Consider the following 22,215-nt stretch of genomic DNA (forward strand, 5'->3'; position numbering starts at 1 on the left):
AATCCGTCGAATTTGTAACGAACTTTGACATGTGAATGACAACCCTTTACCATCCCGCCAGAACTAGTTTTGGGGGTGGTCCGTCCGGCGCATTTGCGCATGCCGTGCACGATTGCAGTGCGGCAGCCGGCGCGACGGGCTGGCGCGAAGGTTGCGTCGGGTTTGCCCTCGTAGTTCACATGATGATCGCCCGACGCCACTGACACGTTCGCGCGACATCCACCCAATACCCAGCTGCCCCGGACCTTGTGCCGGGGCTTGCTTTGGAACGATCAACAGGAGAACCAATGCAGCGATCGGTGCTTCATTCCCTGGCGCGCGCCGCCGTCGGATTTGCCCTTGCCTGCGGTGCGACTGTGTCGAATGGAGTGCTGGCGGATACGGTATTCAAGGATGCCGACACCCGTATCGAGTCCGCGGCCCCGGCCATGGATCCGCATCCGGAAGGCAAGCGCGGCTTGCTGTCGTCGGTGGTGAATTCCACCAGCAACGTTGCCAGCAAGGCTGGCGACCTGGTCATGAATGCGCTGGGCCTGATCGGCGTGCGTTACCGCTTCGGCGGCAATACGCCCGAATCGGGCCTGGACTGCAGCGGCTTCGTCCGCTACGTGTTCCATGACACCTTCGGCTTCATGCTGCCGCGCCGCTCCGTCGAAATCAGCCGCGTCGGCACCACCGTGGCGACCAGCGACCTGCGTCCGGGCGACCTGGTGTTTTTCAACACCATGCGCCAGACCTTCTCGCACGTCGGCATCTATATCGGCGACAACAAGTTCGTGCATGCGCCGTCCACCGGCAGCAAGATCCGGGTCGACGACATGCGCGCGGCCTATTGGGTGACCCGCTACAACGGCGCCCGCCGCATCGACGAAGGCAACGAGCGCAGCGGCGAGAGCCTTGGCGACATGGTCGAGACGCTCAAGCGCTACGATCCCAAGGCTGCCCGCGCGTCGATGTACGGCGGCTGACGGCTGGCGACGCGTTAAACAAGAAAGGACTGCTGCGGCAGTCCTTTTTGTTTTCCGATGCAGCGGCGGCGCGGCTACTGCGCCGCGACCTTGCCGGCCGGCGCCAGCCGGGCCTGTTCCAGACGCTGCCGCAGCGTTGCCATGACCGCCGCGGTGGCCTGTTCGCCCGCCAGCACGGCGCGGTTGCGCGCATTGAAGTCGCTGCCGCCCATGTCGGGCAGTTCGGGCCGGATCACCACGTCGGCGCGGGCCAGCGCCATGCGGTTGATGGACTGGCCCATGATCGCCGTGGTCTGCAGCAGCACGCCGCTCTGGCCGGCGTGCTGCTGCGCCGACGGATCGGCCGAGATATTGACCGCGATGACAAAGTCCGCGCCCATGCTGCGCGCGGAATCGACCGGCACCGGCTCGACCAGGCCGCCGTCGACATAGTCATGCCCCTGGATCGAGACCGGCTGGAACACGCCGGGGACGCTGCTGGAAGCGCGCACGGCCTGGCCCGTGTTGCCGCGCCGGAACAGGATCTTCTCACCGCTCTTCAGGTCGGTGGCGACGATGCCCAGCGGCAGCTTCATGGCTTCGATGGGGCGGTTCTGCACCAGGCGGTTGACGTAGTTCTGCAGGGCCTCGCCCTTGAGCCAGCCGCCGAAGCGGGTGCCGAACGGCAGGGCCCAGTCGGCGATGGCGGCCTCGTCCATGGTCAGGGCCAGCTTGTTGAGCTGGAAGCCGTTGAGCCCGCTGGCGTACAGCGCCGCCACCACCGCGCCGGCGCTGGTGCCGGTGACCAGGTCGGCGTGGATGCCCTGGGCCTCGAGCGCCTTGATCACGCCGATATGCGCGAAGCCGCGCGCCGCGCCGCCGCCCAGCGCCAGGCCGATCTTGACGGGCCGTTGCGCGGGTGGCGCGGGCGTGGCCGCGGCCGGCGGCGCGGGACGCGGGCCGAAGGCGCAGCCGGCCAGCAGGGCGGCGGCGGGAATGCCGAGAAAATGACGTCGTTGCATGCAGCGGGATCGGTAACAAGGTGGGGCCGGCGGCGGCGATGTGATGTGGGCGCTTCTCCGTCCACGTTCGCAGCGCCGGCCTGGTTGGCGGCCACACCTCAGACCGGCGCAAGCATAAATGATTCCGCGCGGCGCCGGTGCGCGCAGCGGGTCGGGGCAGGGTAGAGAGGCCAGGCAATACGCGTTGGTATAATGCAGGGCCCGCACATACACCAGCCTGCGCGCCGCGGCGCGCGGGCTTTCTTGTTTTTCCCCTGACCATGACCCAACGCGTCCGCACCCGCTTTGCGCCGAGCCCGACCGGCTTCATCCATCTCGGCAACATCCGCTCCGCGCTCTATCCCTGGGCCTTTGCCCGCCGCATGCAAGGCGACTTCATCCTGCGCATCGAGGATACCGACGTCGAGCGTTCGTCGCAGGAAGCGGTCGACGTGATCCTCGAAAGCATGGCATGGCTGGAACTGGATATCGACGAGGGTCCGTTCTACCAGATGCAGCGCATGGACCGCTATCGCGAGGTGGTGGCGCAGATGGTCGAGGCCGGCCTGGCCTACCGCTGCTACATGAGCACGGCGGAACTGGACGCACTGCGCGAAGCCCAGCGCGAGCGCGGCGAAAAGCCGCGCTACAACGGCTTCTGGCGCCCGGAGCCGGGCAAGGTGCTGCCCGAACCGCCGGCCGGCGTGGACCCGGTGATCCGCTTCAAGAACCCCATCGGCGGCAGCGTGGTGTGGGACGACGCGGTCAAGGGCCGCATCGAGATTGCCAACGACGAGCTTGACGACCTGGTGATCGCGCGCCCCGACGGCACGCCCACCTACAACTTCTGCGTGGTGGTGGATGACCTGGACATGCGCATCACGCATGTGATCCGCGGCGACGATCACGTCAACAACACGCCGCGCCAGATCAACATCATCCGCGCGCTGGGCGGCACGCCCCCGGTCTATGCCCATCTGCCGACGGTGCTCAACGAGCAGGGCGAGAAGATGAGCAAGCGCCATGGCGCGATGAGCGTGACCGGGTATCGCGACGAGGGCTACCTGCCCGAGGCGGTGCTGAACTATCTGGCCCGGCTGGGCTGGGCCCACGGCGATGCCGAGATCTTCTCGCGCGAACAGTTCGTCGAGTGGTTCGACCTGGAACACCTCGGCAAGTCGCCCGCCCAGTACAACCCCGAGAAGCTGGCCTGGCTCAACAACCACTACATCAAGGTCGGCGACAACCAGCGCCTGGCCACGCTGACGCAGCCGTTCATCGAGGCGCTGGGCGGCAAGGTGGAAGGGGCGGACCTGGTCGGCGTGATCGCGCTGGTGAAGGACCGCGCCAACACGCTGAAGGAAGTCGCGCAGGCCGCGCTGCTGTTCTATCGTGGCGAGCCGCAGGCGGATGCCGCGCTCAAGGCGGAACACCTGACCCCTGAGATCCAGCCGGCGCTGGCGGCACTGTCGGCCCGGCTGGCGGCGTTGCCCGCCTGGACCCGCGAAGAGATCAGCGCTGCTTTCAAGGCCGTGCTGGCCGAGTTCGGGCTGAAGATGCCGAAGCTGGCCATGCCGGTACGGCTGCTGGTGGCGGGACAGCTGCAGACGCCCAGCATCGACGCGGTACTGGAACTGTTCGGCCGCGACACGGTGCTGCGCCGCCTGGCCGCCGCGGCTTGAGCGCTGCCTGAAAAGCCGCAAAAAAAGTCCGCGCCGGGGCTTGCACATCGGCGCGGACTTGCGCATAATCTCGTTCTCCCTGCAGCGCGATCGATGATCAAGCGGGCCGGCGGATTCGCAAGGATCCTCGTTTCTCTGGACGGATTATTGAAGTGCAGAGCAAGCGAAAAAAGCTGAAACGGGAACTTGCAAAGATTAATGATTGATATATAATCTTGGCTTCGCTTGAAACGGTGGTTAATTCCGGCGAAAGCAGCAAGTGGTGGTAAATAGAAGTACCATGGGGCTATAGCTCAGCTGGGAGAGCGCTTGCATGGCATGCAAGAGGTCAGCGGTTCGATCCCGCTTAGCTCCACCAAGATTCAGGCGCCAGCCACGCAGTATCGGTTGATGCCAGACGGAACGTGTTGAAAGACAAGTTTCTGTCCCCTTCGTCTAGAGGCCTAGGACATCACCCTTTCACGGTGAGTACAGGGGTTCGAATCCCCTAGGGGACGCCAAAACAGCCGGGCGTAATCAGACGTCCAGCATGTCGCCTCAAGTAAAAGCTTGAGGTGGCAGCCGACTAAGGAGTGGTAGTTCAGTCGGTTAGAATACCGGCCTGTCACGCCGGGGGTCGCGGGTTCGAGTCCCGTCCACTCCGCCAAAACTAAACCCGCATGGTGTATCCACCATGCGGGTTTTTCTTTTGGGTGAGGGATTATGTTGTGATTCGCGGTAAATGCAATAAAATCTGTTGCATTCGTTGTGAAAAGCGCTATATAATTCTGTCTTCGCTGCAAACGCTGCGCTAGCGGCAGCAGTGGAAGAATCCAGCAGTAACCGTCCAGAACACCGGATACGGGGCTATAGCTCAGCTGGGAGAGCGCTTGCATGGCATGCAAGAGGTCAGCGGTTCGATCCCGCTTAGCTCCACCAGAATCTGGGAAGCGTCTGAAAAGAGGCTTCCCAAGCGCGAAAAAGCCTGCTATGATGGCGGACTTTCCAGCGCAAGACAGAAAACGCGTTGAACAACAAGTTTCTGTCCCCTTCGTCTAGAGGCCTAGGACATCACCCTTTCACGGTGAGTACAGGGGTTCGAATCCCCTAGGGGACGCCAAAACAGCCGGGCGTAATCAGACGTCCAGCATGTCGAATCAGGCGCAAGCTTGAGTCGACAGCCGACTAAGGAGTGGTAGTTCAGTCGGTTAGAATACCGGCCTGTCACGCCGGGGGTCGCGGGTTCGAGTCCCGTCCACTCCGCCAACTTTGAAAAGCCCGCGCAAGCGGGCTTTTTTCTTTTGTACGGAGTGGAGCGAGCCGCCTGCGCGGCTCGCGGCGGGACGAGAAGGGCTGCGCCTGCAGGCGCAGCAGCGGCCTGCGGCACGTAGGCGAGTCCCGTCCACTCCGCCAATTTTGAAAAGCCCGCGCAAGCGGGCTTTTTTCTTATCCTCGTCGCACAGGGCAGCGTCATCGTGACGTGCCCGTACTGATCAATTTTCCGGATCCTTGCTGACCCTGCTGAAATACCGCACCAGCAGCACGCCTGCCAGCGCCAGGCTGATGCTGTTGGCCAGCCAGAAGCCGCTCGCGCCATGCGTGAAGGCCGGCAAGCCGTCGATCAGGCCAAAGCCCAGCACGTAGCCTCCGCCCAAACCGATGCCCCACAGCGAGCCGGCGTAGATCACCGTCGGGATCAGCGCGATCTTGTATGCGCGCAGGATAAAGGCCGTCATCACCTGCACCGCGTCGAATGCCTGGTAGAACGCCACGAACAGCACCAGCGGCAGCGCCGCGGCGACCACCGCGGGGTCGCTGGCATAGGCGTCCAGCACGGGCTTGCGCATCAGCCACAGCAGCGCGCCGGTCAACATCGCGAGCACCACCGCCATGCGGATGCCGCGCCAGGCGAGGCGGCTGGCGCCGGCCCGGTCGCGCGCGCCGAGATGCTGGGCCACCAGCGTCGAGGTGGCAATGCCCAGCGACAGCGGCAGCATGTAGGCCACCGCCCCCAGGTTGGCGATGATCTGGTGGCCGGCGAGCGTCACCGTGCCCAGTCGCGTGATGAAGATCGACATCAGCGTGAACGACGTGATCTCGATCAGGTAGGTCAGCCCCATCGGTACGCCCAGGCGCAACAGCGCGCGCAGCGGCGCGGCGGCGGGCCAGCTCCAGGTGTCGAAGATGCGCAGCGCATGATAGGCGCTGCCATGGCGCAGGATCAGCACCCCGGCGATGCACCAGCCCCAGCTGATCAGCGTCGACGCCAGGCCGCAGCCAGGCCCGCCCATCGCCGGCAGGCCCAGTCCGCCGTGTATGAACCAGGCATTGAGCGGCACCTTCAGCGCCAGCCCGCCGACCTGCAGCACCGTCACCATGATCGGCCGCGACAGCGCATTGTTCAGCGCCGAGTAGATGCGGAAGGCCAGGGCCGCCGGCAGGCCGAAGGCACCGAAATGCAGGTAGGCGGTGGCCTTTTCGACCAGCTCGGGCGGGGCCTTGGCGAAGGCCAGCAGCGGGCCCGGAAACGCCAGCAGCAGCACACCGGGCAGCGCCAGCGCGGCGCCCAGCCAGGCGGCCTGCCGCACTTCCGCGCCGATGGCCTCGAGGCGGCCGGCGCCGTAGAGCTGGCCGGCGATGGGCGAGAGCGCCTGCAGCACGCCCATCAGGCTGATATAGATGGTCACGTAGATCGATCCGCCCAGCCCCACGGCGGCGAGGTCGGTGGCGGAGGCGCGTCCGGCCATCACGGTGTCGATCACGCCGAAGGCGATCACGGCGAGTTGCCCGGCCAGCACGGGGGCGGCCAGGGCGGCAATGCGGCGAAGGTCTTGGAACAGTGTCATTGAGGGCTCGGCAGGGGCGGGCTGGAAGTCCAGCCCCGCAGTTCCTGCGGCCGGAATGGTTCGTGGGCGCGTCAGGCGCTGCGGTGTATCGGGGTGGCGGCTAGTGGCGTGGCGAGCAACCGGAGACCACGCTCACGGCTGGCGCGGCAGGCGGCGTCGCGGCAGGTCGGGGCGCGGGTGCACCGCGCGGGCGGTATCGACCAGGCGGTACATGCGGAAGCGCTCGTCACGGTCGGCCGGGCGCCGGCCTTCCCAGATCAGCCGCCACTCGAAGTGCGAGATATTGCCCGGCTCGCCGTAGTCGACCGAATCGTGGCGCAGCAAAACGTCGCAGCCGTCGTTGGGCCCGCCGAAGCGGATATGGCCGAAGTAGGCGAACGACGCCAGCTGCGCATCGCCCATGCGGATCGGCTGCACGCACTGGTAGGCCGGCGGCAGCGCCATCGACGCCGCCTGGGCCACGTCGCGATAGGTCTTGCCGTAGTTGATCGACGGCAGCCACAGCGTCATCGCCATCACCCACATCAGCGTGGTGCCGGCCGCGGAAATCACCACCGGGCGCCAGATCTGCTTGGGCGCACGCGACAGGCGCCAGCGCACGATCAGCACCCATGCCACCGTCGCCGCGAGCGCGAACACCACCGCGGCGATGGTGAATTCATGCTGGTAGCCGGGCAGCTGGCGGAACACATTGCGCGCGATGCGCGGCGGCCAGCCGGTGGTCTTGGCGATCCACATGAACCAGACCGTGCCGCCGAAGATGGTGAAGAACAGCAGCGCGAACCAGTCGATGGCGTTGATCACGCCGCGCGCCAGCGTCGGCAGGGCAAAGGCGGCCAGCACCGCCATCGGCGGCAGCAGCAGGATGAACTGCACGTCGCCGGCGCTGCGTTGCAGGAACAGCAGGATCAGTACCGGCAGCAGCAGCGCCAGCGGCGCCGCGACATGGGGCGCGCGGCGCATGCCGGCCCACGCGATCCAGGCCCAGCCCGCGATCGGCCACACCGGCCACGTGTACAGGAACAGGTTGCGCATGTTGAAGCCGAACGTCGCCATATTGGGCGAGCCGTAGCTGCGGCGGTCGTAGCGCGACCATTCGCGGATAAAGGTCACGGCCTCGTTGCGGTCGGCCGCGCCGAAATAGGCGGCCGCCAGCCATGCCGCGACGATCAGCAGCGCCAGCGGAATCGCGACCATGGCAAGCCGCCGCCATGGCAGCGGCTTGCACACCAGCGCGCAGACCGCCGTGCCGAGCAGCAGCGCCAGCGCCAGCAGCGGCCCGCTGGCCAGCGTCAGGCCACCCAGCGCGGCACCATAGATCAGGCTGCCCTGGGTGGGCTTGTCGAGGCTGCGCACCATGCCGTACAGCGCCAGCGCGATGAACGCGACCTGGCCGACCTGCGGCGTGGTCTCGTGCCCGCGCATGGCCAGGCCCACGCAGGCCAGGAAGATCAGCAGCGCGCCGTCGGCCAGCGTGCGGCCGTAGTCGCGCGCATTGGGCTGGCCGCCGAAGGCATAGGCAAAGGGCTGGACCTCGTCGCGCCGGCCCAGCAGGTAGGTGGTGTACCAGATGCAGGCGCAGGTGGCGAAGAAGAACAGCGCCGTCGCCAGCCGTGCCGCGTCGGTCGCGCCGAGCCAGCCGCCAAAGCTGCGGATCATCAGCGCGCCGATCCAGAACACCAGCGGGCCGTCCTCGCTGTAGGGGCGGCCGACGATGTTCGGCATCAGCCAGTCGTGCGTGCTGCCGGTGGCGAGTTGCCACATCACGCCGAAGCCCGCGGCATCCTCGTTCTTCCACGGGTCGCGCCCGAACAGGCCGACCAGGCCGTAGATGATGCAGATGGCCAGCAGCAGCGCGCGCGGCAGGGCGCCGGTGGCGGCTGCGGTCAACTGGACGGGTGAGGTGTTGGCTTGACGCATCGATGCTCAGGTCGGGCCGTGGCGCCATGGCGCGAAGGCCACAGTATCGCGCATGCGGCGGCCGCGTGGCCGTGGCATGGCGTGGAAGCCTCACGGAACGTGGGGGTAAATCCCGATGACGGGCAGTACCGGCGGGGCCGGCCAGGCGCTCCGGCACAAATGCAAAGAGGCAGCCGATGCTGCCTCCTTGTGGTTCGCGCGCGCCCCGGAACCTGTCCGCGGCGTGCGCAAATCGGGGTCGCTGAAAGCGATTACTTCGCAGCCTTGCCCAGCTTGTTGCCGAACTTCTGGCGGAACTTTTCCACGCGGCCGGCGGTGTCCATGATCTTCTGGGTGCCGGTGTAGAACGGATGCGATTCCGACGAGACTTCGATCTTGGCCAGCGGATATTCCTTGCCGTCCTTCACGATCGTGTCCTTGGTCTGGATGGTCGAGCGGGTGATGAAGCTGAAGTCGCTGGACATGTCCTGGAACACGACTTCGCGGTAATTCGGGTGAATGCCTTCTTTCATGATGAGTCCTTTCTGGTTGGGTAGCCAGTCCGTTGCAATCCGCAGTTCTCCTTCAGGGGAGAAGGCATGGCGCGGCGACGAACGAACCACTTGCCGATTACGGGCAAACCGGGATTATGGCAGAAAAGCAAATAGTTGGGGAAGGGTGCAAGCGCATCGGCCCCACAAAGTGTTGTGCCATAAAGCGGCGTATTTTTCACATCGAGGCCGGGTCCTGCCGATAGAACGCCGCCAATGACTGGTAGACCACCGGCCAATGCCGCGCCAGTCCACCGGGCTCGACAAAAAATGCCTCGGACGTCACCGCAAAGAATTCGCTGGGCGCCTCGCTGCCATATGGGTCGATGATGCGCAGCGCCGCCGGCAAGCGCTCCGGATGTTCCCAGTCGGCCTCGTCGCGCGCGTCCCAGGCTTCGGCGAAGCGATCGTACTCGGTCAGGAAGGTCTCGGCCCAGGCCTCGGCGTCGACCTCGGGGTGCAGCACGCGCGAAAACGCCGGCACGCCGTCGGGCTCGCCGTCGAGCATGTCCAGCTTGTGGGCGAATTCGTGGATGACCACGTTATACGTATCCGCCGGCAGTTCATGGTCGCTGTCGATGCCCGCCCCCGGGCTGTGCACGTCGGGCCAGGACAGGATCACCGGCCCGTGCTCCCAGGCTTCGCCGCTGGCTTCTTCGACCACGCCGTGGACCAGGCCGATCTCGTCCTGCACGGTTCGCCGGATGATGAACTCGCCCGGGTAGAGCACGATGCCATGCCAGCCGCGGTACCACGGCAGCCCCAGTTTCAGGATCGGCACGCAGGCCTGCACCGCAACACTGACTACCATGTCGTCGGCCAGCGGCAGGTCATGCGCAGTGGAGTATTCCTTCTCGGCGATGAACAGCGTGGCCAGCTCGCGCAGCGCCGCCAGGTCGGCGCTGCCGTAGCGCTGCACGAACGGCAGCGTGGCCACGGTGCGAGTCCATAGCGCGTCGGGGATGGCGTAATGCTCCAGCTTGCGGGCGCGCGAGCGTGAGCGCAGGAATGTGGTCAGTTTGCCGAGCATGACATCGTCGAAAAACAAAAAAGGCGTGCCGCGGCACGCCTTCCTGTCTGCGTTGCGGCACGGCCGCAGCGAGGCTTAGCCGCCTCGGCGCATCATATCGAAAAACTCTGCGTTGTTCTTCGTCGCCTTCATCTTGTCCATGATGAATTCCATCGCCTGCACTTCGTCCATGTCGGAGATGAACTTGCGCAGCACCCAGATCTTCTGCAGGATGTCCGGCTTGATCAGCAGTTCTTCGCGGCGCGTGCCGGACTTGTTCAGGTTGATCGACGGATAGACGCGCTTTTCGGCCAGGCGGCGTTCCAGGTGCACTTCCATGTTGCCGGTGCCCTTGAACTCTTCGTAGATCACGTCGTCCATGCGGCTGCCGGTCTCGATCAGCGCGGTGGCGATGATGGTCAGCGAACCGCCTTCTTCCAGGTTGCGCGCGGCGCCGAAGAAGCGCTTGGGGCGCTGCAGCGCGTTGGCGTCGACACCGCCGGTCAGCACCTTGCCCGAGGCCGGCACCACCGTGTTGTAGGCGCGTGCCAGGCGGGTGATGGAGTCCAGCAGGATCACCACGTCGCGCTTCAGCTCGACCAGGCGCTTGGCTTTCTCGATCACCATTTCGGCGACCTGCACGTGGCGGATGGCCGGTTCGTCGAAGGTGGAGGCGACCACTTCGCCGCGCACCGAGCGCTGCATCTCGGTCACTTCTTCCGGGCGTTCGTCGATCAGCAGCACGAACAGGTCGGCTTCCGGATGATTGTTGGCGATCGCGTGTGCAATGTGTTGCAGCATCACGGTCTTGCCCGACTTGGGCGACGCCACCAGCAGCGCGCGCTGGCCGCGGCCGATCGGCGCGATCATGTCGATGATGCGGCCGGTGATGTTTTCTTCTGCCTTGATGTCGCGTTCGAGCGTGAGCGGCCGGTTCGGATGCAGCGGCGTCAGGTTCTCGAACATGATGCGGTTCTTGACCGCTTCGGGCGCCTGCCCGTTGACCTTGTCCACCTTCACCAGCGCGAAATAGCGCTCGCCGTCCTTGGGCGTGCGCACCTCGCCCTCGATCGAATCGCCGGTGTGCAGGTTGAAGCGGCGGATCTGCGACGGGCTGATGTAGATGTCGTCGGTGCTGGCCAGGTAGGAGGTCTCGGGCGAGCGCAGGAAACCGAAGCCGTCAGGCAGAACTTCCAGGGTGCCGTCTCCGTAGATGGTTTCGCCCATCTTGGCGCGCTTCTTCAGGATCGCAAACATCAGTTCTTGTTTGCGCATCCGCTGTGCGTTGTCGATCTCGAGCGTAGCCGCCATTTCGAGAAGCGCAGACACGTGAAGCGATTTGAGTTCTGTCAGGTGCATAGACGAGGGGTACAGATGGGCCCGGACGGGCGAGACCTAAAGGAAGGGGGGAAAATGAGCGAACGCTCGGGGAGTTGTTGGTGGCATCTTAGCACAATCCGACCGGCGCGCCAGGGTGTGGCGCACGCACGTCGGATCGTGACGAAACCGGGACCGCGGGTCGGGTCCCGGCGTGCAGCTTACAGGTTGCCGTCGAGGAAGGCAGTCAGTTGCGACTTCGACAGCGCGCCGACCTTCTGGGCCGCGACCGCGCCGTTCTTGAACAGGATCAGCGTCGGGATGCCGCGGATGCCGAACTTGGCAGGCACCTGCTGGTTTTCATCGACGTTGATCTTGGCGATCTGCAGCTTGTCACCGTAGTCCTTGGCGACTTCGTCCAGAATCGGCGCGATCATCTTGCAGGGGCCGCACCATTCCGCCCAGAAATCGAGCAGGACGGGCTTGTCGGACTGGAGGACGTCAGCGTCGAACGAGGCGTCGCTCACATACTTGATTTGTTCGCTCATGGCGGAAAACCTCTGGTTTCGCTCTGTTTATGTTGAAGGCTGGACGGCCGAGCCGTTACCTTACACGAGATTGCGCGGACCCGTCGGGCCGCCTCTTTGCGCCTGAAGCAGGCGGTGGAGGCCGCTACCGCGCCCGGTGCTGCCGATATGTTACCAGTTTGCCGATTTTCAAGACCGGCCGCCGGCACATCCGGCAAAGCTGCGGCAACCAGGCATATGGGCCCGCAAACAATGCCGTCATTCTGGTGCAAAGGTTTAATTCATTGAAATGCTTATTTTCAATGGCGGCGAGAGATTTGCCCAATCGCCGCGGCCGCCCACGGCGGGTGCCATGGAGTGCACTTGTGCGCGCCGGGGTGCCGGATGCGTACAGCGTGCGCGTAGAATAGAAGCGGACCGCACGGCGCCCGCTGGGCAACTCGCGGCGCACCATCCCGCTCCATCCCGCTCCATCCCTGTACCCTGCGCCCCTGACTAGGTCATCGACATGAACACCGATCCCCGCAAGCCTTCGCAGCCCGAGCCCGGCCAGGCGCCGGACGTCGACCACCTGAGCGATGCGCTGGACCATCTCAGCAGCGCCGTGGAGACCAACAGCATCGCCAGCGGCGCCGCCCGCGGCCTGGTCTACAGCATCATCGAAACGCTTGGTACTTTGGTGGGCGACCCCGACTTGCCCGAGCATGCGCGTTCAGGCTATGAAGGCCTGCTCGAAACCGCGCGCGAAATCCGCGCCCGCCTGGAAGGCGGCTCTGACTGAAGCGGCGCGGCCTGTCCCGGTATCGCGGTGCCTTCGCCGCCGGACGTGCCGGCTGGCGGCGCCGCGTCATGCTTGCCATGCGTTGCCTCCTGATTTGTTCCAACCCGACGCCGTTCCCGCATCCTTGCGGCCAACGCCCCAATGACGGTCCATGACGTCGCTACGCTTTCGCCCCGGTCCTGACTTTCTCGAGCAGGCAGCCACCGCTGCCTGGTATTTCCTCGACCGCTGCGGCGCGCCCGAGGCGGGTGCGCACGTGGTGGTGCCGACCGCCGCGCAGATTCCGGGCGTGCGCCAGGCGCTGGACGCCGCGGCGCGTGCGGCCGGGCGGCCGCGGCTGCTGCCGCGCGTGCTGACGCTGGGCCACTGGCTGCTCGACCTGCCGCCCGAGGGCGCGCCGGTGCGCAGCCCGGCGGCGCGCCTGCTCGCGGTGCAGCAGGCGGTGCGCGGACAGGAATGGCTGCGCCGGGCCTTCGGCGCGCAGAACGAAACCGCGGCGTGGGGCTTGTCGCAGACGCTGCTGGCGATCTGCGACGAGCTCAGCGCGCGCTGGCTCGAGGACGCCGCCATCCGCGACGACGACGAGATCGACGGCGACGATCGCGCGGGCCTGCTGCAAGGCGCGCTGGCGCGGACCTATTCGCATCTGTCGGAGCGATTCCTGGGCGAGGAGGCGCGCATCGTGCTGGCGTTCTGGCAGGCGCTGTCCGGGCCCGACGATCCGCTCCCGGCGAAGCGCCGCGCGCTGCGCGAACTGTCGCAGCAGCTGCGCGGTCCGGTGGTCTGGATTGCGCCGACCCCGCCCACGCCGCTCGAGGCCGCGTTCCTGCGCGATGCCGCCGAGCTGGTGCCGGTGCTGCAGGTGGGCTATGACTGGAGCGGGCAGGATGCAGATGATGACGGCTGGTACCACGCGCTGCTGGCGTTGTGGCCGGAAGCCAGGATCGCCGGCGGCGACGAGTCCGCGATTCACGCCACCGCGCCCGCGATGCCGGCGCTGCCGCCGCAGCGCCCGTCGGTCCGCGTGGTCGGCTGCGCCCGCTTCGAGGACGAGGCCGCGGCCGCCGCCGCGCAGCTGGTGCAGTGGCTCAACGAGGGCCGACGCCAGGTGGCGCTGGTCGCGCACGACCGCGTGGTGGCACGCCGCGCGCGCGCGCTGCTGGCGCGCGCCGGCGCGCCGGTGCGCGACGAGACCGGCTGGAAGCTGTCGACCACGCGTGCCGCCGCCGCGCTGATGCGCTGGTTCGACCTGCTGGTGCGCGATGGCGATACTGCGGCGCTGCTGGACCTGCTCAAGAGCCCGTTCTGCCTGCCCGATGTGGCCGCGCGCGGCGCGGCCATCGCGCTGCTCGAGCGCCAGGTGCGGCGCGAGGGCATGACCGGCGGCTGGTCGCGGCTGCGCCAGTTGTTCGCGCACTTTCCGGCAAGCACGCAGCAGGCCGCGGGCGACGACGAGGATGCCGAGCAGGCACCGCGCCGCGCGGCCCATGCCCTGATCGGCTTGCTCGCCGACGAGGCCGAACGCTGGCCGCGCGGTCTCGCGCAGCATCCGCTGGCGACCTGGCTGGAACGTCTCGACGGCATGCTCGACGGCCTCGGCATGCGCGCCGCGCTGGCCGCGGACGATGCCGGCAGCCAGCTGCTCGATGCCCTGGCACGGCTGCAGGAGCTGCCGCGCGACGAGACCGGCGGCCACGCCACGCTGTCGCAGGGCGAGTTCCGCGCGATGCTGTCGGCGCTGCTGGAATCGGTCGCCTACAAGGAGCCCTCGGCCAGCGGGCCCGCGCGCATCACCATCCTGCCGCTGAACGGCGCGCGCATGCGGCGCTTCGAGGGCGTGGTGATCGTCGGCTGCGACGACGCCCAGTTGCCGTCCAGCGCCGCCGAGCTGATGTTCTTCTCCAACCAGATGCGGCGCGAGCTGGACCTGGAAGACCGCGAGGCGCGCTTTGCGCAGCAGGCGCGCGACCTGGCCGAAGTGCTGCTGAACAACGATGACGTGGTGCTGACCTGGCAGCGCTACGGCAGCCGCGGCGAACCGCATCACGTGTCGGGCTGGATCGAACGGCTGGCGGCGTGCTGCGCGCGCGCCGGGGTCAGCATCGAAGGCGCCGCGGCGCCGCAGGCGCACGAGACCTTCGCCGATGTGCGCGGCATGCCGGCGCCGGCGGCCGAGCCCGCGCTGGTACCGGTGCGCTGGAGCGCGCAGGCGTACAACATGCTGCGCCGCTGCCCTTACCAGTTCTTCGCCGGCCGCATGCTCGGCCTGGCCGGGCTCGAGACCGTCAGCGACGAGCTGGAGAAGCGCGACATCGGCGAGACCCTGCACCGCGTGCTGCTGACCTACCACAAGGAGCTGCAGGCGCGGCGCGAGCGCGGCGAGACGCTGTCCGAAGACCAGCGCCTGGCGCGCCTGGGCGAAATCTCCGACGAGGTCTTCGGCGCGCTGATGGCCGAGGACGGCAACGCCATTGCCTACTACCGGCGCTGGCGCGAGGTGTTGCCGTCGTATGTCGCGTGGCAGTCGGCGCGCGAGGCCGAGGGCTGGTTTTGGCGCGGCGGCGAACTCGATGCCGGCATCGACCTGCCGATGCCGGACGGCCAGCCGCTGCGCCTGACGGGACGCATCGACCGGCTCGACCAGGGGCCGGGCGGCGCGCATGCCGTGCTCGACTACAAGACCCAGAGCGCCACGCGCCTGAAGCGCAAGCTGGCCGAGGTCGAGGAAGACTGCCAGCTGCCGTTCTACGGCCTGCTGCGCGCCGATGCCGCGGCGGGCAGCTGGGTCTCGCTCGAGGGTGCGCGCGAGGGCGCGCCGGCGGCGCAGCGCGAGGTCGGCCTGCCGGACTTCGAGGCCGCGGTCACCTGGCTGGAAGGCCAGATGCGCGATGACGTGATGCGCCTGCGCCAGGGCGCCAGGCTGCCGGCCTTCGGCGATGCTTCGGCATGCGTGTATTGCACCGCCCGCGGCCTGTGCCGCAAGGGCTTCTGGGACTCCACCGCCGTGCCGGCGCTGACATCATGACGCCTCACGACCTGCTCGACGTGCAGCCTTACCAGCGCGATGGCGCGCCCGTTTCCGAAGCGGAATTCACGCGCGCGGCCTGCGATCCGGCGCGTTCGGTGGTGGTCGAAGCCTGCGCCGGCAGCGGCAAGACCTGGCTGCTGGTGGCGCGGCTGGTGCGCCTGCTGCTGGCCGGCGCGGCGCCGCACGAGATCCTGGCGATCACCTTTACGCGCAAGGCCGCCGAGGAAATGCGCGACCGCCTGCTCGAGGTGCTGGCGCAGCTGTCGCGCGACAGCGACGACGACGTGATCGCCGCGCTGGTGCAGCGCGGCCTTTCGGCCGAAGCCGCGCGCGAAGCGCTGCCGCGCGCGCGCCGGCTGCATGCGCAGGTGCTGGCGGCACCGGGGCGCATGGCCATCGACACCTTCCACGGCTGGTTCGGCACGCTGCTGCGCGGCGCGCCGCTGGCGTCGGGCATCGTGCCGGGCGCGGCGCTGCGCGAGGATGCATTGCGCATGAAGCGCGAGGCCTGGGCGCCGGTGTGGCGCGCGCTGGCCACGCCGCCATATGCCGAGCTGCGCGCCGCGTGGGAAACGCTGGTCGATACCGTCGGCGACTTCCAGGCGCGCACGCTGCTCGACGCGATGTTCCACGCCCGCAGCGAATGGTGGGCGATGCAGGAGGGCGGCGACCCGCTGCAGGCGCTGTCCGACTGCCTGGGCGAAGACGCGCAGGGCGACGTGCTGCTGCAGGCGCTGGCCGACGAGGGCTGGCGCGATGCCTGCGAAGCGATCGCGGCGCGCTTGAGCGCGGCGGGCAAGAGCGAGCAGACCCACGCCGGCCGCATCACCGAGGCGCTGATGGCGATCGCCGCCTGGCGCGAGGCCGGCGCCGCGCCCGGCAAGCCCGCCGAACGCGTGTTCGCGCAGCTGCGCGCCGCGTTCTTCACCAGCACCGGCGGCCCGCGCTCGCTGCGGCGCACCGCGGCGCTGGCCAAGGTCGCCGGCGGCGAAGGCATGGTCGATGTGCTGCTGGACCAGCACGCCGCGATCTGTGCGATGCTCGACGACATCAGCGCGCGCTGCTGCGAGGCCGCCGTGCTGGCGGTCAACCAGGCCCTGTTCCGCATCGGCGATGCGCTGCTGACGCGCTACCAGCAGCACAAGGACGCGCAGCGCGCGATGGACTTCGCCGACCTCGAATGGCAGGCCGCGCGGCTGATGTCGGACGAGGAGACTGCCACCTACCTGCAGGTGCGGCTCGATGCGCGCTACCGCCACCTGCTGCTCGACGAGTTCCAGGACACCAACCCGCTGCAATGGCGCATCCTGCAGGGCTGGCTGGCCGGCTATGCGGGGCTGGGCGAGCGCCCGACGGTGTTCCTGGTGGGCGATCCCAAGCAATCGATCTACCGTTTCCGCCGCGCCGATGCCAGGCTCTTCGGCGCCGCCGGCGAGATGCTGCGCGACGCGTTCGGCGCCACCGTGCTGCGCACCAACCGGACCCGGCGCAATCGCGCCGAAGTGCTGGACTGGGTCAACGCGGTGTTCGACAGCGCGCGCGCCGAGGGGCGCTATCCGCTGTACTCGACCCAGACCACCGCGCTGGGCGGCTGCGGCGGGCCGGTGTGGCTGTTGCCGCTGGTGGAGCCCGATGACACCGGCGACAGCGCGGCGCAGGATGCGGACGACGAAACCGCGGCAGCCGCCGCAGCCGCCGCAGGCGCCTCCACGCACCGCGACACGCTGCTGCAGCCGCGCCGGCAGGCCGGCGATTCGCTGCGGCTGGAAGAAGGGCGGCGCGTGGCGGCGTGGCTGCGGCTGGTGCGCGACACCGTGCCGGTGCACGAAGGCAATACCCAGCGGCCCGCGCGCTGGAGCGACATGCACCTGCTGGTGCGCCGCAAGACCCATCTGGCCGACTATGAGCGCGCCCTGCGCGAGGCCGGCATTCCATGCCTGAGCCCGCGTCGCGGCGGCCTGCTGGCGACGCTCGAGGCGCTGGACCTGTCGGCGCTGCTGGCGTTCCTGATGACGCCCGAGTCGGACCTGGACCTGGCACACGTATTGAAGAGCCCGCTGGTCGGCGCGACCGACGACGACTTGCTGGCCCTTGCGCAGATGGAAGGCGAGGGCGGCTGGTGGGCGCGCCTCGAGGCCGGCGGCCTGCCGGCGCAGGTCTCCGACGCGCTGCGCGAGGGCGTGCCGAGGCTGCGCCAGTGGCTGCGGGTCGCGCCGCACCAGCCGGTGCATGACCTGATCGACCAGATCTTCCACGGCGGCGAGGTCCGGCGCCGCTACGCCGAAGCCGCGCCGCCGGATATCCGCGAGCAGGTGCTGGCCAACCTCGACGCCTTCCTAAAGCTGTCGCTGGATCTCGACGGCGGGCGCTATCCGAGCCTGCCGAAGTTTATCGACGAGCTGCAGGAAATCCGCCGGGGCGACGAAGGCGAAAGTCCCGACGAAGGCGGCATGGGCGAACGCGCCGACGACCTCGAGCCGGCCGAGGACAATCCGGCCTACGCCGGGCTCGACGCGGTGCATATCCTGACCGTGCATGCCGCCAAGGGGCTGGAAGCTCCGTTCGTGGTGCTGCTCGATGCCAACCACAGCGAGCCGGCCGCGGACCGTGGCGGCATCCTGGTCGACTGGCCGCCGTCGTCGCCGGTGCCGCGGCATTTCTCGGCGTACGGCAAGCGCAGCGAGCGCGGGCTGGCGCGCGCGCCGCTGTTCGAGGCCGAGGCGGCGCTGGGCGAGCGCGAAAACTGGAACCTGCTGTACGTCGCCATGACGCGCGCGCAGCAGGGCCTGCTGGTCAGCGGCGTCAAGGGCCGCGCCAGCCGCGGCAATGCTGGCGAAGGCAATGCCGAGATCGCCGGCAGCTGGTATGTGCGGCTGCAGGCGGCGGGCGTCGGCGAACTGGTGCCGGCCTATCCGGACGCCCAAGGCGATGCGGCCGATGCGCAAACATTGCTTCCCGCCCGACTGAGCGAGCCGGTGCGCTACACCGACTTCCGGCTGCGCTACCGCGATGCCGTCGATGACCCGCGGCAGGCCGTGTTTGCTGACGACGACGCGGAAGCCACGGACGAAGCCGACGGCATCGTCTTCAACGCCGCCGCGGCTCGCCATGGCGAGCTGGTGCATGCGCTGCTGGAACGCCTGACGCGCTATCCCGAAGCCTTCGCCGGCGTGCCGGCGATCGATACGGTATTGCGATGGTTCCCGCTGACCGGCGCGCACACCGCGGCGGCACGGGCAGCCTGGCGGCAACAGGTGGAAGAGGCGCTGGCGGCGGTGGCCGCGATGCTGCGCGCGCCGGCGCTGGCGCCGCTATTGGCCGCCGGTGATGCCTGCAGCGCGCGCAACGAGGTCGAACTGTATGACGCGCGTGGCCGGCTGCTGCGTATCGACCGGCTGGTCGAGTTCGACGACCGCGTCGTCGTCATCGACTACAAGCTGCGACTGCTGCCGCAGGAGCACGCCGCCTATCGCGCGCAGCTGGGCCGCTACACCGCGGCGATCGCGCCGATGTTTCCGGGCAAGCGCGTCGAGGCGGGCGTGGCCACCGCCGCAGGCGAATGGATTCCCGCCGAGCGCCTGGCGCCGCAGCTTCCACAACAGGGTTCGCTGTTCTGAACGCCGGCGCGGCGCGTCGGCAAGGGCAGCGGAATCGGCGCAAAATGGGGCGCATGGCGCGCGCGATGGCGGCCTGGCTGTACTAAAGTGACAGGGACTGCGCTGCGAGCGGCTGGCGCGCGCGATAGGCAGGCTGGAGTAGACAGGCTGGAGGGAAGGGGGACTACGGACGGGAAGTGTGAGGTGGACGAGCCTGACCCTCGGCACTGGCGGAAAACGGCTGTGGCTGCTTCGTTCCCGACCTGACCAGGTTGACCGCGCCACCATGCGAGGAGGCCCGTCCGAGCGGCATTGTACCCCAGAGCGCGGGCGCGCGCAGGATTTGCATCGAATGCCCTTGGCGGGCACGGGTCATTGCCCGCGCCATGGCGCCGGGTTGATCTGGCGCAGGCAATGCGTGCCGCGCTGGCCCGACCATTCACCAACCCGCACACGTGGTGAGCCAATACATGAACGCAAACGACCAGATCATTCGCGGCGCGCTGGCGCCGCAGGAAATCTCCACCGAAGTCCTGCTCGAAAAATACGCCAAGGGCGAAGAGCGCAGCATTGCCGATGTCAGGCAGCGCGTGGCGCGCGCGCTGGCGCAGGCCGAGCCCGAGGACCAGCGCGAAGCCTGGAGCGCGCGCTTCCTGTGGGCGCAGGAAAACGGCTTCGTGCCGGCGGGGCGCATCAATTCGGCGGCGGGCACGGGCATCCAGGCCACGCTGATCAACTGCTTCGTGCAGCCGGTGGGCGATTCGGTGTCGGAGCCGCGCGACGGCCGCCCCAGCATCTACACCGCGGTGGCGCAGGCCGCCGAAACCATGCGCCGCGGCGGCGGCGTGGGCTATGACTTCTCCGCGATCCGTCCGGCCGGCGCGCTGGTGCGGGCGACGCATTCGCGCGCGTCGGGGCCGGTGTCGTTCATGAAGGTGTTCGACGCCTCGTGCGCGACGGTGGAATCGGCCGGCGCGCGCCGGGGCGCGCAGATGGGCGTGCTGCGCTGCGACCATCCCGATATCGAGAGCTTTATCCACGCCAAGGACAAGGGCGAGCTCAGCAACTTCAATATCTCCATCGGCGTCACCGACGACTTCATGCAGGCGGTGCAGGCCGATGCCGAGGTCGAGCTGGTGCACGAGGCCGAGCCGGGCGCCGACATGATCGCCGCCGGCGCGTACCGCCGCGACGACGGCCAGTGGGTGTACCGGCGCGTGCCGGCGCGCAACCTGTGGGACCAGGTCATGCAGGCCACCTACGACCATGCCGAGCCGGGCATCCTGTTCCTGTCGCAGATCAACGCCGACAACAACCTCTATTACTGCGAGCGCATCGAGGCCACCAACCCCTGCGCCGAGCAGCCGCTGCCGTCCTACGGATGCTGCTGCCTGGGCTCGATCAACCTGACGAAATTCGTGCGCCAGCCGTTCACGCCGCAGGCCGCGTTCGACTTCGACGCCTTTGCCGAGGTGGTGCGCGTGGCGACGCGCATGCTCGACAACGTGCTCGACGTGACCTTCTGGCCGTTGCCCGAACAGCAGGCCGAGGCCCACGCCAAGCGTCGCGTCGGGCTGGGCTTCCTCGGGCTCGGCAGCGCGCTGGTGATGCTGGGCCTGCGCTACGACACCGAGCCGGCGCGGCAACTGGCGGCGCGGATCTCGGAACGGATGCGCGACGACGCCTACCTGGCGTCGACCGAACTGGCGGCGCAGAAGGGCGCCTTCCCCCTGTTCGATGCCGGCGCCTACCTGCAGAGCGGCTTCGCCAGCCGGCTACCGCAGCGCGTGCGCGAGGCCATCGGCCGCCATGGGCTGCGCAACTCGCACCTGCTGTCGATCGCGCCCACCGGCACCATCACGCTGGCCTTTGCCGACAATGCCTCCAATGGCATCGAGCCCGCCTTCTCGTGGACCTACAACCGCAGGAAGCGCATGCCGGACAACAGCTATCGCAGCTTCGAGGTGGCCGACCATGCCTGGCGGCTCTACCGTCACATGGGGTCCGACATGGCGCAGCTGCCGGACGCATTCGTCACCGCGCTGCAGATGTCGGCACTGGACCATATGCGGATGCTGGAAGCAGTGCAGCCGTATATCGATACCAGCATCAGCAAGACCGTCAACGTGCCCGAGGACTATCCCTACGAAGCCTTCCGCAACCTGTATCTCGAGGCCTGGAAGGCCGGGCTCAAGGGGCTGGCGACGTATCGGCCGAATTCGGTGCTGGGCGCGGTGCTGTCGGTGGAGGCGCCCGCCGCGCCGCCCGTGCCCGCGGCCGACGACAACCCGCTGGTGCGCCCGTTCGGCAGCCGGCCGGTGGGCGACCTCGAAGGGGTGACGTCCAAGGTCGAATACCTGACGTACGAGGGCCACAAGACCGTCTACCTGACCGTCAACTTCATGCGCGTCGCCGGCGTGGTCGACGGCAAGCCGGTGGAGATCGAGCGCCCGGTCGAGTTCTTCATGCCGGCGGGCCAGCGCAGCGAGGGCCAGCAATGGATCACCTCGACCATGCGGCTGTTGTCGATGGTGGCGCGCTCGGGCGGCTCGGTGGCCAAGGCGCTGGCCGACATGCGCAACGTGGTCTGGGACAAGGGCACGGTGCGCTACGGCACGCTGGTGCGCCAGGACGGCACCGAGGTGCCGCGCTTCCATGATTCCGAGGTGGCGGCGCTGGGCTATGCGCTGCAGCGCATCCTGATCAAGCGCGGCTTCCTGGATGCCGACGGCGGCCAGGTGCCGGTGGCGGCGCTGGCCGCGCGGCTGGCGCAGCGCGACGGCGGCGCGCAGGCGCTGGCGGCCGGGGCGGATCTTGCCGGCCAGGCCAGCGCGGCGCCGGGCACGCCCGGCGTGGGCACCGGCAAGCCTTGCCCCGAGTGTGGCGCGCACGCCTTGCACAAGGTCGATGGCTGCGCCAAATGCGCCAATTGCGGCTACGTCGGCGAGTGCGGCTGAACCGCGCCGCGGGCGGCCGGCGGCCACGGGCGCGGGCCGGCGGCGGCGGGGTCGGATAAAGACGCCGGGGCGGCCGGAGCGGGGCCGCCTTTTGC

At 68.1% G+C, this 22,215-nt stretch carries 13 protein-coding genes, 6 tRNA genes and 1 other RNA gene; 12 read left to right on the forward strand and 8 right to left on the reverse strand.

The features are described 5' to 3' along the window. The first annotated feature begins 287 nt into the window (after nucleotides 1-287). Nucleotides 288-968 (forward strand): C40 family peptidase, encoded by a 681-nt coding sequence (locus tag LIN44_RS07590; protein WP_227314181.1) that lies wholly within the window; start codon nucleotides 288-290, stop codon nucleotides 966-968. Between the two features lie 74 nt (nucleotides 969-1,042). On the opposite strand, the gene LIN44_RS07595 is transcribed toward LIN44_RS07590, so the two are convergent. Continuing rightward, entirely contained in the window at nucleotides 1,043-1,969 is a 927-nt protein-coding gene (locus LIN44_RS07595; protein ID WP_227314182.1) for a patatin-like phospholipase family protein, read from the reverse strand. Nucleotides 1,970-2,229: 260 nt separating this feature from the next. On the opposite strand from LIN44_RS07595, the gene gltX reads away from it, so the two are divergent. From gltX to LIN44_RS07630, 7 genes are all read left to right on the forward strand, one after another. Continuing rightward, nucleotides 2,230-3,630, forward strand: coding sequence for a glutamate--tRNA ligase (gene gltX, locus LIN44_RS07600; protein ID WP_227314183.1), 1,401 nt, complete (start codon nucleotides 2,230-2,232; stop codon nucleotides 3,628-3,630). A gap of 282 nt (nucleotides 3,631-3,912) precedes the next feature. Continuing rightward, nucleotides 3,913-3,988, forward strand: a tRNA-Ala gene (locus LIN44_RS07605). Between the two features lie 66 nt (nucleotides 3,989-4,054). Then, a tRNA-Glu gene (locus LIN44_RS07610) sits at nucleotides 4,055-4,130 on the forward strand. Nucleotides 4,131-4,199: 69 nt separating this feature from the next. After that, a tRNA-Asp gene (locus tag LIN44_RS07615) sits at nucleotides 4,200-4,276 on the forward strand. A gap of 196 nt (nucleotides 4,277-4,472) precedes the next feature. After that, a tRNA-Ala gene (locus tag LIN44_RS07620) sits at nucleotides 4,473-4,548 on the forward strand. A gap of 105 nt (nucleotides 4,549-4,653) precedes the next feature. Next, nucleotides 4,654-4,729: transfer RNA gene (locus LIN44_RS07625), tRNA-Glu, on the forward strand. A 69-nt stretch (nucleotides 4,730-4,798) separates the two neighbouring features. Further along, a tRNA-Asp gene (locus LIN44_RS07630) sits at nucleotides 4,799-4,875 on the forward strand. A 227-nt stretch (nucleotides 4,876-5,102) separates the two neighbouring features. On the opposite strand, the gene LIN44_RS07635 is transcribed toward LIN44_RS07630, so the two are convergent. From LIN44_RS07635 to trxA, 6 genes are all read right to left on the reverse strand, one after another. Further along, the gene (locus LIN44_RS07635; protein ID WP_227314184.1) at nucleotides 5,103-6,455 is read right to left on the reverse strand and encodes an MATE family efflux transporter; all 1,353 of its coding nucleotides are present in this window, start codon (nucleotides 6,453-6,455) and stop codon (nucleotides 5,103-5,105) included. A gap of 132 nt (nucleotides 6,456-6,587) precedes the next feature. Beyond that, entirely contained in the window at nucleotides 6,588-8,375 is a 1,788-nt protein-coding gene (locus tag LIN44_RS07640) for a glycosyltransferase family 39 protein (RefSeq protein ID WP_227314185.1), read from the reverse strand. 251 nt (nucleotides 8,376-8,626) lie between these two features. After that, the gene (locus LIN44_RS07645) at nucleotides 8,627-8,887 is read right to left on the reverse strand and encodes a type B 50S ribosomal protein L31 (protein ID WP_012353195.1); all 261 of its coding nucleotides are present in this window, start codon (nucleotides 8,885-8,887) and stop codon (nucleotides 8,627-8,629) included. Between the two features lie 196 nt (nucleotides 8,888-9,083). Next, nucleotides 9,084-9,935, reverse strand: coding sequence for a M90 family metallopeptidase (locus LIN44_RS07650; protein WP_227314186.1), 852 nt, complete (start codon nucleotides 9,933-9,935; stop codon nucleotides 9,084-9,086). A gap of 75 nt (nucleotides 9,936-10,010) precedes the next feature. Continuing rightward, nucleotides 10,011-11,273: a transcription termination factor Rho gene (rho, locus tag LIN44_RS07655; protein ID WP_012353193.1), complete on the reverse strand. Its 1,263-nt coding sequence runs from the start codon at nucleotides 11,271-11,273 to the stop codon at nucleotides 10,011-10,013. A 179-nt stretch (nucleotides 11,274-11,452) separates the two neighbouring features. Beyond that, nucleotides 11,453-11,779, reverse strand: coding sequence for a thioredoxin TrxA (gene trxA / locus LIN44_RS07660; RefSeq protein WP_010814265.1), 327 nt, complete (start codon nucleotides 11,777-11,779; stop codon nucleotides 11,453-11,455). A gap of 487 nt (nucleotides 11,780-12,266) precedes the next feature. On the opposite strand from trxA, the gene LIN44_RS07665 reads away from it, so the two are divergent. The 3 genes from LIN44_RS07665 to LIN44_RS07675 all read left to right on the forward strand — a co-directional run bounded on the left by LIN44_RS07665 (nucleotide 12,267) and on the right by LIN44_RS07675 (nucleotide 19,184). Beyond that, nucleotides 12,267-12,539, forward strand: a complete 273-nt coding sequence (locus LIN44_RS07665) for a hypothetical protein (RefSeq protein ID WP_012353192.1) — start codon at nucleotides 12,267-12,269, stop codon at nucleotides 12,537-12,539. Between the two features lie 151 nt (nucleotides 12,540-12,690). Beyond that, complete coding sequence (locus LIN44_RS07670) at nucleotides 12,691-15,564, forward strand: PD-(D/E)XK nuclease family protein (protein WP_227314187.1); 2,874 nt, start codon at nucleotides 12,691-12,693, stop codon at nucleotides 15,562-15,564. Next, entirely contained in the window at nucleotides 15,561-19,184 is a 3,624-nt protein-coding gene (locus LIN44_RS07675) for an exodeoxyribonuclease V subunit beta (protein ID WP_227314188.1), read from the forward strand. The genes LIN44_RS07670 and LIN44_RS07675 overlap by 4 nt, the downstream gene beginning before the upstream one ends. 183 nt (nucleotides 19,185-19,367) lie before the next feature. Here the strand turns inward: LIN44_RS07675 and ffs are convergent. Next, an RNA gene (gene ffs, locus LIN44_RS07680) (signal recognition particle sRNA small type) lies at nucleotides 19,368-19,466 on the reverse strand. Nucleotides 19,467-19,633: 167 nt separating this feature from the next. Here ffs and LIN44_RS07685 point away from each other — a divergent pair. Further along, on the forward strand, nucleotides 19,634-22,120 hold the full coding sequence (locus LIN44_RS07685) for an adenosylcobalamin-dependent ribonucleoside-diphosphate reductase (RefSeq protein WP_227314189.1): 2,487 nt from the start codon (nucleotides 19,634-19,636) through the stop codon (nucleotides 22,118-22,120). The last annotated feature ends 95 nt before the right edge of the window (nucleotides 22,121-22,215 follow it).

This window comes from Cupriavidus sp. MP-37 (genome assembly GCF_020618415.1).
Classification (GTDB): Bacteria; Pseudomonadota; Gammaproteobacteria; order Burkholderiales; family Burkholderiaceae; genus Cupriavidus.